Source organism: Hymenobacter telluris (assembly GCF_017313265.1).
Classification (GTDB): Bacteria; Bacteroidota; Bacteroidia; order Cytophagales; family Hymenobacteraceae; genus Hymenobacter; species Hymenobacter telluris.
In genome coordinates this window covers 460,441-472,466 of record NZ_JAFLQZ010000004.1, presented here as the reverse complement: position 1 = coordinate 472,466, position 12,026 = coordinate 460,441, and the positions used below count along the sequence as shown (strand labels likewise).

Genomic DNA, 12,026 nt, shown 5'->3' with positions numbered 1-12,026 from the left:
GAGTTACTAGTATATTTTACAATAGACATGTATAATAGGATAGAACTCCACTATGAAGCGGGGCTGCTTTACTGATGTCATATCCACATAAGATAACGGACACAGCCGCTCACTTTGTCGTCAGTTCGCCACTCACTACCACGGCGTCGCCGATGCGGATGGTGCCGCCTTGCAGGATGCGGGCCGTGAGGCCACCGTGGCCGCGCATGGCGTTGTAGCCGCCGGGCCCTAGTTCCTCTTCCATGCGGGAGCAAGGGTGGCACTCACCGGTAATTTCCAGCAGCACGTCGTCGCCGATGCGGACCTGCCGGTTCTTAAGGGCTAGCAAATTCAGGCCGCTCACCACTAGGTTGCGGCGCAGGCGGCCTGGGTCGACGGGGGCATCCAAACCCAAGTAGCCCGCTACGGCTGCTAAGTGCTCGTGCTGAATCAGGGTTATCTGGCGCTTGCCGCCGGTTTTGGGGCGGGCATGGTCGCCTTGCAGATGCCGGTCGGTTTCCACAGTGGCTTCGGGTACGGCTAGCATTGCCTCGCGGCGGGCGGGCCGTAAGCCAATCCATTCCAGGCGGCCAATTTGGGGGAGAGTGCTTAGGAGCTTGGCAACCGTCGATTTGTCGTCGCCGAAGAAGGGGAAAGGCATCAGGTTGATGGTTAGGTTGGTAGGAGTTACGAAGAACAGGAAGCAAAAGCCGCCTTAGCCGAGGTATACTCAGTTTGGTGTTTAGGATGCAATAAGCTTAGCCACCCAGAAAGCCGCCGCGGCAGCTAATGCACCGGTACCAGCCATTTTCAAGGCACCCCACAGGGGCGGTTGCCCCGTCAGGCGGCTTTTCAGGTAGCCAAATAGCAGCAAACACACCAGCGTGATAACCGCCGACCATAGGAGGCCCTGCGTGGGCGTGGCAGTGAGAAAGTAGGCACTAAGCGGAATTAACCCACCCAAGGCGTAAGCAATGCTAATAGTGGCCGCACTTTTAGGGGCCTGCTTCGGATCGGGCTGCTCTAGCCCCAGTTCGTACTTCATCATGAAGCGCACCCACTGGTCGGGGTCGGCAGTGAGCTCCGCTACGGCTAGCTTGCGGGTAGCGGCCGAAAGGCCAATTTCTGCCAGCAACTCATCCACCTCGGCCCGCTCTATGTGTGGTACTTCCTGCACCTCCCGGTATTCGCGGGCCAGCTCCGCGTCGTAATGCTCTACTTCGGTGCGGCCCGCTAGGTAGCCGCCCAGCCCCATGGCTATAGAGCCTGCCACAATTTCAGCCAGCCCCGCCGTAATCACCAGATTCGACGAGGAGACGGCGCCACTTAGGCCCGCCGCCAACGCAAACGGCACCGTTAGGCCATCGGAAAGGCCAATCACAATATCCTGTAGCATAGCAGAGCTAGTCAGGTGGTTCTCGGGGTGTGGATGCGTGTGTGCCATGCGGAAGGAAATAGCGCTTCTATATTAACCCGTAGCCTTTTTGTGCGTACATGCAATAGGCTGGCCGGTTGCAAACAACCATCCAGCACCACATTCCTCCGACTATCTTTTTTTTCTCTTCCAATACCATGGCTAAAGCTCCCGCCAAAAAAGATTCTGCTGCTCCAGTAGCAACTCCAAAACCATCTGCTGCCAGCAAAAAGGCAGCTTCGTCAAACGGTCAGGCCTCATCAAATGGGCATGCCACTCCCAGCGTGCAGCCCGTACTGAATCAGCAATTTGATGCGCCCGCCCCACTCCAAAAATATGGAACTGTGTCGCAGCGCCTGCCCATCGGCCTCGACACTAAAGCCCGTCAGCAAAGCGTAAACAACCTCAACCAGCTGCTCGCCGACACCATCACGTTGCGTGACCTGTATAAGAAGCACCACTGGCAGGTGGTAGGGCCAACTTTCTACCAGTTGCATTTGCTTTACGACAAGCACTACGAAGAGCAAAGCGGCCTAGTAGACACTATTGCTGAGCGTATTCAGATTTTGGGTGGTGTGGCCGTAGCTATGGCCCACGACGTGGCCGAGCTGACTAGCATTCCGCGCCCTCCCCGCGACCGGGAAGAAGCTCCCGTACAAGTGTCTCGCCTACTGGAAGCCCACCAAATCATCCTCAAAAACTGCCACGACTACGCCAAGCAAGCCGATGAGTCTGGCGACGATGGCACCAACGACGTGGTAGTAAGCGACGTAATGCGCACCAACGAACTGCAAGTATGGTTCGTGTCGGAGCACGTAGTCGATTCGCCATTGGTTCGCGCCGAGTAGCATAGCGCGCAAACCCGTAATAAGCAGCCTGGCTTTCTTGGAAAGTCAGGCTGTTTTTTTGTTGCCTGATTTCTGAATACCTACCGTGGCTTATGATGGGCCTGCTTTTTCGCAACGTGGTTATCCTCGGCTTCCTCCACGCTGTGCGTGCGGCCTAGGTCGTGGTCTTTGCGGGCCATTTCAGCTAACACGTCAAAGTAACGATGCAAGAGGTGAATCTCGTTTTCTGAAAAATCCTGGGCATTAATAAGGCGGTTGCTGGCTCCTTTATGGGCCGCCAGTAGCTCGTTGAGCTTTAGGTGGAGCACCAACGAATCCTTGTTCTGAGCGCGCTGAATCAGGAAAACCATCAGAAACGTAACGATGGTTGTGCCAGTATTGATGACCAATTGCCAGGTTTCCGAGTAGTGAAACATGGGTCCGGTGAGGGCCCAAGTAAGCACAGTGCCCAGCGCCATACAAAAGACCAACGTCGAGCCTGACCAAGCAGTAACCCGCTCTGCAAAGCGAGCAAATAGATTGGAACGAGCCGAATCGGTAGGAAGGGGAACGGGCATGGAAAAGGGGAAAGACCGAGTTTAAGGACGCCATTGTAGCCTATAGGTTATGAAGTACGGTCCTGATTGTGAAATTTGCGTGAGGCGGTTTTGCCTGAACCTGAGTGTATAACGCTACCAACGGGCTAATAAGCAGCCTGACGACGCAAAAAATACTGTTTCATACTTGCACCACCCGGTGGAAGTCCCTACTTTTGCCCTCGCTTTACCGCCTCAGTAAAGCGAAAAGGCTTCGGCTTTTTATATACAGTCAGGAGTGCTTGCCGTCTCTGCGCACGTGGTGAAACTGGTAGACACGCCATCTTGAGGGGGTGGTGCCTTCGGGTGTGGGAGTTCGAATCTCCCCGCGCGCACTCCAATCCAAAGAGCCCGATTTCGGTACACCGGAATCGGGCTCTTTGCTGTTATTCCACTTGGCTAGATGCTTCCTGAAACCTGTTAGGCAACCCGCTCGAAGGGATTGGCAGGCACTACCAATACTACCTTCTCGCGCTCTACCAGCACCTGGCCGGGTAGGGCACCTTTGGGCTTGCGCACAAACTTTTTGGGCGTCACGGTAACCGGACACAGCGAGTCGTTTTGGCGACGGGAGTACCAGGCTGCCAACTGAGCCGCCCGTTCTATCACGGGTTCGGGTGTTGGCTGACCCGCCCGGTGCCGGATAACCACGTGCGAACCACTTACGTCTTTGGCATGTAGCCACAAATCGTCTTTGTGGGCGTAGCGTTGCGTGAGCAGGTCGTTGTTCTGGGCGTTGCGGCCCACCAGGATTGTGAAGCCGCTGTCCTCAAATACCTTAAACGGCAATTCCTGGGCAGCTTTGGCTTTGGTTTCGGGCTCCAACTGGTGTTGCTTGCGCCAGGCACGGAGTACTTTCAAGTCGGCTGGTAGGGTATCTAGTTCCTCCAGGCGCTCTAAGCACCACATGGCTTCGGTTTCGCGCCGCTCAATTCGTTCGGCCAGCTGGCGCGTTTCAATTTGTTGGTTTTTGGCCTTGCGGTACAGGTTTTGGGCGGTGCGCTGGGGCGTTTCGGTAGGCTTGAGCTTGATGGTGCGCAGTTGGTTGTCTTGGTAGAAATCCATTACTTCCACGCTGGCGGCCCCAGCCGGAATTTGGCTGAGATGCGCCATGATGAGGTCGGCGGTTTGGCGGTAGCCGGCCGTGTGTTCCAAGGCGTGCAGCCGAGTACGGGCCATGCTGGCACTGGTAGTAGATTCCTCGGCCCGGCGCTCAAGCCCCTGCCGAACCTGCCGCAACTCGTTTTCGTGGGCACGGCGGCCTAGGGTTAGCGGGACGAACGTACGCAACGCTGCAACAGGGTCGGGGGGGAGGGTGCGCTCCACATCACCTATCGGCAGCAAACTTAGGCGCATACGCCCATCCACTACGGTCAGATAAAATTCGGTAGGGTTTTCCAGGCGGTGTAGCACCTCGCGTACCAGCTGCTCCTTTTTGTCTAGCGGAGCCGGGTCGTAGCCGTGGGCCCGCAGGTAGCGAGCGGGCAAGTCGGAAAGGGCGGGGTAGCGCTTGAGGGGATTAGTTGGAATCTCATTTTCCGGTTCCGTCTCCCTTTCCGGGCGGGAATGAGCGTGAGAAGTCCAGGGCTGAATGTTGGCATCAGCGGTGTAGCGCTGATGAAACAGCTCAGCAGGGGCAGCATCAGAAAGCCGGAAAATGGCGTTGGGGCGGGGGCCATACAGCTTCAACAGCAGGGTGGCCCCGCTTTGGAAGCGCAGTTGCAGCACCCGGTCGTTGGGCAGGGCGCTTACTGCTGCCATTTCTTGCCCCAATAAGTCCGGCAGCAAATCCACGGAGTTGGTGCGGGCCCGATGGAAGGTTTCGGGCAGGGCCAGCGCTGTAAACGTAGCCGACAACTGCGCCCGTAGCCAGAAATTCGCCATACCGTTGGTCAGCCCAACCACCAACTCGTCTTTCTCCTGCGAAAAGCACGTCACTACTTTATAGCCAGCTAGTTGTTGGGTAAGTGCTGGCGCCAACTGGCGCAGGAAGTAGTAATTGTTGTGCATGAAGAAATGCTTTGAAAACTAGGCTATATACCTGTTTCCTTAAGCTCCAAAATCCTTATAAGTAGAGGCCTCGATTGACGTACTTCAAGCCAGAAAGGAACAGTGAATAGCGTCAGACCAAAACTCAACATAAGCATCGGAATCAGTTTCGCGAAGGTGAAAATACCTGTGGCCCAGCAACTCCAAAGTGCACTGATTGTAGCTACACCCACTCCAAGCAGCCAGATACTGCTGAACACTAATACAAATAAATGCAACTTGTGCCGCACTGTAACGATGCTGCCTTGCCCATCTTGTGCGAGTTTTACCCTGCCTTTAATTTGTGGCAACCATGAATTACGGTAGCTAATTACACGCTGTATTTCAAAGGAATCGAAATGTACTGCGCCTTGAAACGGTGCAGGCGACCTACTTTTAAAAAGGTCGCGCCATGAGAAGCTAGGTGCCAGATTTGCTTCTATGCGCTGTAAAGTCTCAGTTGGTGCAAAGGGCGAGTAAAACTGCTCTGTGATATCAGGGTAGAGGCGCATTAAGATGAAATTTCCACCCGCAGCCCGTCATACGCCAGCCGGATAAAGTCCGGCAGGGTGGCTTCTACCTCGCGGTGGCGGCCCAGCAAATGGCTGATGTGGGTGAGGTAGGCACGGCGCGGCGCCAAATCTTCCAGTACGGCTATGGCTTCCTGCAAGGAGAAGTGCGAAATGTGCGGCTCATGGCGCAAAGCATTCAGTACAATGATTTCCGAGCCCCGCATCTGTTCTAGGGCTTCCGGCCCCAGGTAATTAGCATCCGTTACGTAGGTGAAGCCACCTACCCGAAAGCCCAGCACCGGCAGCTTGTAATGCAGCGCCCGAATTGGTTGGAACGGTACGCCCTGCACGTCGAAGACGGTGGTATCGTCGAGGATGGGAATGGTTTGGACCTGCGGAACACCGGGGTACTTGTGCTCGGCAAAAATGTAGGCGTACTCCCGCTTCAGTTGCTCCAACACGCGCGGCTCCGCGTACACCGGCATGTCCTGCTGCTGCTTGAAATTGTAGGCCCGGATGTCGTCCATGCCGGCCGTATGGTCTTTGTGCTCGTGCGTGAACACCAACGCATCCAACTGCTCAATTCCTTCGCGCAGCACCTGCTGCCGAAAATCCGGCCCCGAATCAATAACAATACTTTTGCCCTGCGTTGCCAAGTGCACCGATACCCGCAGCCGCTTGTCGCGGTAATCTAGGGAACGGCACACGGCGCAGTGGCACCCAATCACGGGCACGCCCTGCGACGTGCCCGTGCCTAAGAAGGTAATTGTCACTTCGTTTTAATTAATAATTAGGAATTAATAATTAAGAATTGCCTGAGAAAAGCAAGAATTAAGGTGGTACCCCAATTCTTAATTCTTAATTCCTAATTATTAATTAAAAATCTATCCCACATACTGCTTCACTACGCGCACCAGGGCGTCGAAGTCGAGAGGCTTGGGCAAGTAGTCGGTTACGCCGGCTTCGCGGAACTGCTCCATTGAGTAGTTGTTGGCGTTGCCGGTGATGGCAATAATTGGAATTTTGGAAATCCGCTCGTCCTGATGAGCCCGAATTTCGCGCGTGCACTCCATGCCGTCTTTTACCGGAATGTTGATGTCCATCAATACGCAATCAATAGGCTGGCTTTCCACCTGCTTAAGAACTTCACCTCCGTTCTTAGCTGACACGATGCGGTATTTTTGGAGCTCTAGAATTTTCTTGGTCAAATTCAGAATAACGGAGCTGTCTTCGGCAATCAGTATTGTTTTCGCGTCGCTCATGGAAGAGAGAAAGTAAGATTTTAGAGGGTCTGGTTAAAAGCTAGGTTGGAAAGCGTACCGTCGGCCGGCAACTTATTTGTCACTCGTTAAGCCGGGGTATATGGTTTTGAACTGGGTGAAGTAATCAATCAGTTTCTGGAAATCCCGCACGGTATTGCTGGTGTCTCCTTTTTTCAGGTCATGTTCAAGCTCTTTCGCACATTCAGCCAGCAAAGTCAGGCCTAAAGTAAAGCCAGTTCCTTTTAGTTGGTGCAAATGTGGTAAAATCTGTTCGTACTGCCCGCTGTCAACTAAGGTTTGGGCATCAATGAATAATTGTCCGGCTTCCACCTCGAAATCTTCATAGAGTTGGGCCGCAAACTCTGCCCCACCCAACTGCCGGAGCTGCTCTATTACTTCGGGGTCGATGAAGGGTACCTCGGGAGTGGCAGTAGGCTCGGCTTCCACTGCTTCAGTGGTATAGGTGGAGCGGTTCACGGCCGGGCCAGCTGCTACCCAGCGCCGCAGCACCGAGTGCAGGTCCTGGCTTTTCACCGGTTTCGAAACGTAGTCGTCCATGCCTTCGCGCACAAACCGCTCGGCATCTTCTTTCATAGAGTAGGCCGTCATGGCTACTACGGGCGGGCACGCGCCCCCCATACGGCGCCGGATTTCCTGCATAGCAGCCACGCCATCCATTTCCGGCATCTGAATGTCCATGAAGATCAGGTCGAACTCGGCACCCGGCGCAGTAGCCTTGCTGATGGCCTCGAACCCGTTGTCGGCCACAGCCACTTCGCAACCCAACTTGTCGAGCAGCCGGATGGCTACCTTCAGGTTGATGGGGTTGTCATCGACGAGCAGCACGCGCGGAGAAGTATCGAAACGGCTGATGTCGGGAGCCCGCTCGCGCGAGGCCAGCCGCTCCTGCACAATTTCGGTTTCATTGTGCGCAGTAGCACAACGGATAGTGAACCAGAATGTGCTACCGTCGCCTTCGTTGGAAAGCACCCCAATTTCACCGCCCAGCAGCTCGGCCAGCTGCTTGCTGATGGCCAAGCCCAGGCCCGTGCCGCCAAACGCCTTGGTGGGCGTGGTATCGAGCTGGGTGAAGTTGGTGAACAGCAGCTTGGCATTTTCCATGGAAATACCAATGCCCGAGTCCTGCACCGCAATGCGCAACCGGTACTCGTCGCCCTCGCGCCGGTCCGTCGAGACGATGATGCTGACCGTACCCTGCGACGTGAACTTGATGGCGTTGGACGTGAGGTTGCTCAGAATCTGGAGCAGCCGGGTTTCGTCCGTGACAATGAAGCGCGGCGTGTTGGGCGCAATGTGGTAAGTGAAGGTAAGGCGCTTCTGCTGGGCCCGGTTGGCGAAGAGCGAGTGAATTTTCTCCAGCGTGTAGTGCAGGTCCATGCCCTCTTCGTTGAGCTGAAGCTTGCCGGCCTGAATCTTGGAGAGGTCGAGAATATCGTTGAGAATCGCCAGCAGCGCGTCACTGGACTTGCGTAGCGTATCTACGTACTCTTCCTGCTCCTCGCTGTTCACGGTTTGGTGCAGCAGATCAATCATGCCAATGATGCCGTTCATTGGCGTCCGCAACTCGTGGCTCATGTTGGCCAGGAACAGCGTTTTGGCTTCCAGCGCCGTCTCGGCCTCGTCCTTGGCCCGACGCAGGTCAATCTGCATCTGGTTGAGACTAGTAATGTCGCGCGCAATGCCTTCGGTGCCGGTTATTCCACCCGTTACTAGTCGAGCATTCACCAGCATACTCACGATATGCCCCTTTTTGTGGCGCATTTCAATCGGGAAGTTGCGGGCGTCGCCCTCCGTCTGAATCACGCGCAGCAGATTGTCGCGCTCATCGGAGTGGATGTAGTACTTGGAAATAGGAGTGCCAATTACCTCATCCGGCTCGTAACCCAGCACGTCCAGCACCGAGGGGCTAACCAGCGTCAGGATGCCTTGATCGTCGGTACGGTAGTACACATCCTGGAACGACTCGAAAATGGCCCGGAACTTCTCTTCCTGTGCAGCCAGCTCCAACTGGGAGCGTTTCTTGTCGGTGATGTCGTGGGCAATGCCCGAAATTTCCTCAAACGAACCGTCGTCGAGATAGATAGGGTTGAGAAAGATTTCACGCCACGAGTCGGCACTGCGGGCGTCGCGCAGGCGCACCTCGAAGCGCTGTGCGTGGCCCTGAAACGCCTTGCGGTAGTTCTCTACAAACAACTCGCGGGCATCCTCTTCCATCATGGCCAGGTCGGCCTGGAACAAATTCACGTTAGGGGCCGGATACACGCCGTTGCGGCGCAGGAAGTAGGCCGCGTAATTGCGGTTGAAGGAAGTCAGGCGCGAATGCGTATCCACAGACCACATCAAGTGTGAACCGCTTTCGAAGATGGCGTTCAGGCGCGCGTTCTGCTTCTGAATCTGTACTTCGTTGCGCTTGCGCTCAATGGCCAGCGCCACTTGGTTGGAAATGAAGTGCAGAATCTCCAGATCGGTAGGCGCGTATGCGTCGGCCTTGTGGTAGTCCTGCACGGCAATCACCCCAATAATCCGCTCGCCAATGCTCAGCGGCGAGCAGAGCATCACCTCCGGCATTAGGCCGTAGGCGGTAATAGTGCCGCTGGTAATAAGCTCTTCCAACTCGTGCCGCAACAAATACTGCGGCCGGCCAGTCCGGATGATGTACTCCGACATGCCCGACGAAAACGGCCGCGACGCGGCGGCTACCTCACCGGGCGTATTCTGATCAACGTAGTACGCGAATTGCAACTGCGTGCGAGCTTCGTCGCAGAGGGCAATGTAGAAGTTGTTGGTTTCAATAATCTTGCTCAGCTCCCGGTGAATAGCGCCGTAGAGCGAGTGCAAGTCTTTGGAGCTGATAGCCAGGTTGGCAATGCTGTAGTACACCTTCTGCAACCGCTCGGCCTTGATACGGTCCGTAATGTCGTGCAGAATGGCGCGGGTGCTGACCGGCTCGTTGTCTTGCCAGGAGCAGGAAATAGAGCCGATGAGGTGAACCGGTTTGCCCGTTTTGGTAAGAAATACGGTTTCCAGTTTGTTCACTTTCTCACCCTTATACAGGTTGCGCAGCTGATAAAGCAGCTTGGCCTTGTAATAGGGATGCACCACGTCGGAGAGGGTGAGGTTGGGCAAATCCTCGTCTTCGTACCCGAGTTTTTCTTTCCAGGCTTTATTGACAAACAACAGCCGGTTGTCGATGCTCAGGTTCTGAATAAGGTCGTGAGCATTGTCGAGGAAATCTTGGAGGCGGTTGCGGTTGTCGGTGAGGGCGCGCGCGGCTACGTGCCGCTCGGTGAAGTCGCGGCCTACTACAAAAATGCCGGTAACGGCCCCAGTGGCATCCCGCGAAAACTCGGCGTGCCAGTACACCATGCGGGCCTGCCCGTTTTTGGTAAGCAACGACCGTTCGTAGAACTCCTGAAGCCGTTCCTCCTGGATGCACGTCAAATAAGATTGCATCCTTACGTCGCGCTCGGCAGGCGGTGAGAACGTGGCGTGGTACGGCCGGCCGATAATTTCTTCGCGGTTATACCCCGTAAATTCCAGGAAAAAATCGTTGACGTCAACAATGTTCCCGAGCCGATCAATGAGCACATAGCTGAGCGTGGTCCGGGAAAGCAAGTCGCGAACTTGCTCCTGGGTGCGGTCAAGGACCAGCTGTTTTACATCCAGCGGTTGGTCCTGAGTGGCAGGAATAGCTTCGCGCAGAATCAGCTGCACTCGCACCAAGCCGTTCGGGAACGTCAGGCGGCGCAGGATAAGCTGGGCGCTGAGCGGGCGCTGATTGGGCCGGCGCGCCTGCCAGGGCTGCGAGGCATCGGTGCCGGTGCGGGCCGTGTGCCGAATAGCCTCACGCAAGGCAGCATCACTGCGCCACTCACCACCGGAAGAGGAGGATATAGTCAAGGCCATCAGGCCGTTGGTCTGCAAATCGGGGCGGCTTACGCCGAGCAGATTCAGGATGGCCTTGTTGCAGTCAACTAGAAGGCCCTGCTCGTTATACAGCAGCTGGGCATCGTAGGCGTCTTCAAACAGGGCACGGTAAAAATCTGTCGGCGGGGCCACGGCAGCAGTGGACGGCGAGGCAGCAGAATGAGGCATCAGAAACAGGGGGCTGAAACAGGAGCAAACCAGAACCCCCACCGGGGTCGGGTTTAACCCCTAAATTTGACGAAAATATCCCAAACTGCCGCTTTTTCCCTTCCAGGTTATCGTTGGAATGGGAAGTGGCTCGCCGTATGAGTACTCCCCGTCTGTTCTTTACCGTTACCACCGACCTGAACTATGACCAGCGCATGCAGCGCATTTGTGGTAGCTTGGCCGAGGCTGGGTACGAGGTGTGTTTGGTAGGGCGACAGTGGGAAAACTCGCGGCCACTTACGCCGCAACCGTATCAACAGCACCGCTTGCGCTGTTGGTTTCAGCGCGGCAAGCTATTTTACTTGGAGTTCAACCTGCGCCTTTTCCTGTACCTGTTGGCACAACGGGCTACGGCGTGGTGCGCCATCGACCTGGATACGGCGCTGCCGGTGTGGCTGCGGGCACAGCTGGGCGGGCAGCCGTTCATCTACGATGCGCACGAGCTGTTTACGGAAGTGCCCGAAGTGGTAGCCCGGCCAGCAGTACAGCGTTTGTGGCGGCGGGTAGAAGCCTTTATTGTGCCGCGGGCGGCCCTGGCCTACACAGTCGGACCGGCTTTGGCACAGGTGTTCGAGCAGCGGTACAACCGGCCGTTCGAGGTAATTCGCAACATCAGCCGCCTGACGGAAAGTGAGTTGCCCCCGGCGCCGCGGGCAGCCCCAACTGGTAGCTACATTCTATATCAGGGCGCTTTGAATGCCGGGCGCGGGCTAGAAGCCTTGCTGGATGCCATGCCGCAAGTGGCCGGCCGGCTGGTGTTGTGCGGCGAAGGCGACCTGTCGGAGGCGTTGCGGGCACGGGCGGCGGAACGGGGGTTGCTGGCTAGTGGGCAGGTGGAGTTTCGGGGGTTCGTGCTGCCCGATGCGCTGCGCGAGGTGACGCGCCACGCGGCCATTGGTATCATGCTGCTCGAAAACCAGGGGCTGAGCTATTACTACTCGTTGGCCAACAAGTTTTTCGACTACCTGCACGCTGGTATTCCGCAGGTGGTGGTGGATTTTCCGGAGTACCGCGCCCTCAACGACCAGTACGACGTAGCCGAAACGGTGCCCGACCTAGCCCCCACCACCCTGGCCACCACCCTCAACCGCCTCCTCCGCGACGACCCCGCCCGGTACCAGCAGCTCGCCGAAAACTGCCGCCGTGCCCGCCACTTGGTCAGCTGGCAGCACGAGGAAAAGCGCCTGCTGGCTTTGTATGCACGAGTAGTTGAAAGCCGGGAAGCCTGATCCTGCTCGAACTCACCGTGCCCC

The 12,026-nt window shown here is 56.2% G+C and carries 10 protein-coding genes and 1 tRNA gene; 3 read left to right on the top strand and 8 right to left on the bottom strand.

The genetic code is table 11. The features are described from left to right. Positions 1-109: 109 nt before the first annotated feature. Together J0X19_RS09365 and J0X19_RS09360 are read right to left on the bottom strand one after the other, a co-directional pair. Positions 110-640 (bottom strand): MOSC domain-containing protein, encoded by a 531-nt coding sequence (locus J0X19_RS09365; protein ID WP_206984071.1) that lies wholly within the window; start codon positions 638-640, stop codon positions 110-112. Between the two features lie 81 nt (positions 641-721). Then, the gene (locus J0X19_RS09360) at positions 722-1,423 is read right to left on the bottom strand and encodes a VIT1/CCC1 transporter family protein (RefSeq protein ID WP_206984070.1); all 702 of its coding nucleotides are present in this window, start codon (positions 1,421-1,423) and stop codon (positions 722-724) included. Between the two features lie 128 nt (positions 1,424-1,551). Between J0X19_RS09360 and J0X19_RS09355 the strand changes: the two genes are divergently transcribed. Next, a complete protein-coding gene (locus J0X19_RS09355) occupies positions 1,552-2,241 on the top strand; it encodes a Dps family protein (protein ID WP_206984069.1) in 690 nt (229 codons plus the stop codon). Between the two features lie 80 nt (positions 2,242-2,321). Here the strand turns inward: J0X19_RS09355 and J0X19_RS09350 are convergent, their stop codons facing one another. Beyond that, positions 2,322-2,798, bottom strand: a complete 477-nt coding sequence (locus J0X19_RS09350; protein WP_206984068.1) for a low affinity iron permease family protein — start codon at positions 2,796-2,798, stop codon at positions 2,322-2,324. A 271-nt stretch (positions 2,799-3,069) separates the two neighbouring features. On the opposite strand from J0X19_RS09350, the gene J0X19_RS09345 reads away from it, so the two are divergent. Then, positions 3,070-3,151 (top strand) — tRNA-Leu (locus tag J0X19_RS09345). Positions 3,152-3,236: 85 nt separating this feature from the next. On the opposite strand, the gene J0X19_RS09340 is transcribed toward J0X19_RS09345, so the two are convergent. The 5 genes from J0X19_RS09340 to J0X19_RS09320 form a co-directional block, all read right to left on the bottom strand. Beyond that, complete coding sequence (locus J0X19_RS09340) at positions 3,237-4,826, bottom strand: NFACT RNA binding domain-containing protein (RefSeq protein ID WP_206984067.1); 1,590 nt, start codon at positions 4,824-4,826, stop codon at positions 3,237-3,239. 23 nt (positions 4,827-4,849) lie between these two features. Further along, entirely contained in the window at positions 4,850-5,356 is a 507-nt protein-coding gene (locus J0X19_RS09335; protein ID WP_206984066.1) for a hypothetical protein, read from the bottom strand. Continuing rightward, positions 5,356-6,129, bottom strand: a complete 774-nt coding sequence (locus J0X19_RS09330) for an MBL fold metallo-hydrolase (RefSeq protein ID WP_206984065.1) — start codon at positions 6,127-6,129, stop codon at positions 5,356-5,358. The genes J0X19_RS09335 and J0X19_RS09330 overlap by 1 nt, the downstream gene beginning before the upstream one ends. Before the next feature lie 111 nt (positions 6,130-6,240). Next, complete coding sequence (locus tag J0X19_RS09325; RefSeq protein WP_022824573.1) at positions 6,241-6,618, bottom strand: response regulator; 378 nt, start codon at positions 6,616-6,618, stop codon at positions 6,241-6,243. A 72-nt stretch (positions 6,619-6,690) separates the two neighbouring features. Continuing rightward, a complete protein-coding gene (locus J0X19_RS09320) occupies positions 6,691-10,734 on the bottom strand; it encodes a PAS domain S-box protein (RefSeq protein WP_206984064.1) in 4,044 nt (1,347 codons plus the stop codon). 137 nt (positions 10,735-10,871) lie between these two features. Between J0X19_RS09320 and J0X19_RS09315 the strand changes: the two genes are divergently transcribed. Then, the gene (locus tag J0X19_RS09315; protein WP_206984063.1) at positions 10,872-12,002 is read left to right on the top strand and encodes a glycosyltransferase; all 1,131 of its coding nucleotides are present in this window, start codon (positions 10,872-10,874) and stop codon (positions 12,000-12,002) included. Positions 12,003-12,026: the final 24 nt, after the last annotated feature.

Bases quoted from the DNA above. Each gene is read 5' to 3' on its own strand.
- J0X19_RS09325 (WP_022824573.1), bottom strand. From the start codon at position 6,618: ATGAGCGACGCGAAAACAATACTGATTGCCGAAGACAGCTCCGTTATT.
- J0X19_RS09365 (WP_206984071.1), bottom strand. From the start codon at position 640: ATGCCTTTCCCCTTCTTCGGCGACGACAAATCGACGGTTGCCAAGCTC.
- J0X19_RS09340 (WP_206984067.1), bottom strand. From the start codon at position 4,826: ATGCACAACAATTACTACTTCCTGCGCCAGTTGGCGCCAGCACTTACC.
- J0X19_RS09320 (WP_206984064.1), bottom strand. From the start codon at position 10,734: ATGCCTCATTCTGCTGCCTCGCCGTCCACTGCTGCCGTGGCCCCGCCG.
- J0X19_RS09315 (WP_206984063.1), top strand. From the start codon at position 10,872: ATGAGTACTCCCCGTCTGTTCTTTACCGTTACCACCGACCTGAACTAT.
- J0X19_RS09335 (WP_206984066.1), bottom strand. From the start codon at position 5,356: ATGCGCCTCTACCCTGATATCACAGAGCAGTTTTACTCGCCCTTTGCA.
- J0X19_RS09355 (WP_206984069.1), top strand. From the start codon at position 1,552: ATGGCTAAAGCTCCCGCCAAAAAAGATTCTGCTGCTCCAGTAGCAACT.
- J0X19_RS09350 (WP_206984068.1), bottom strand. From the start codon at position 2,798: ATGCCCGTTCCCCTTCCTACCGATTCGGCTCGTTCCAATCTATTTGCT.
- J0X19_RS09360 (WP_206984070.1), bottom strand. From the start codon at position 1,423: ATGGCACACACGCATCCACACCCCGAGAACCACCTGACTAGCTCTGCT.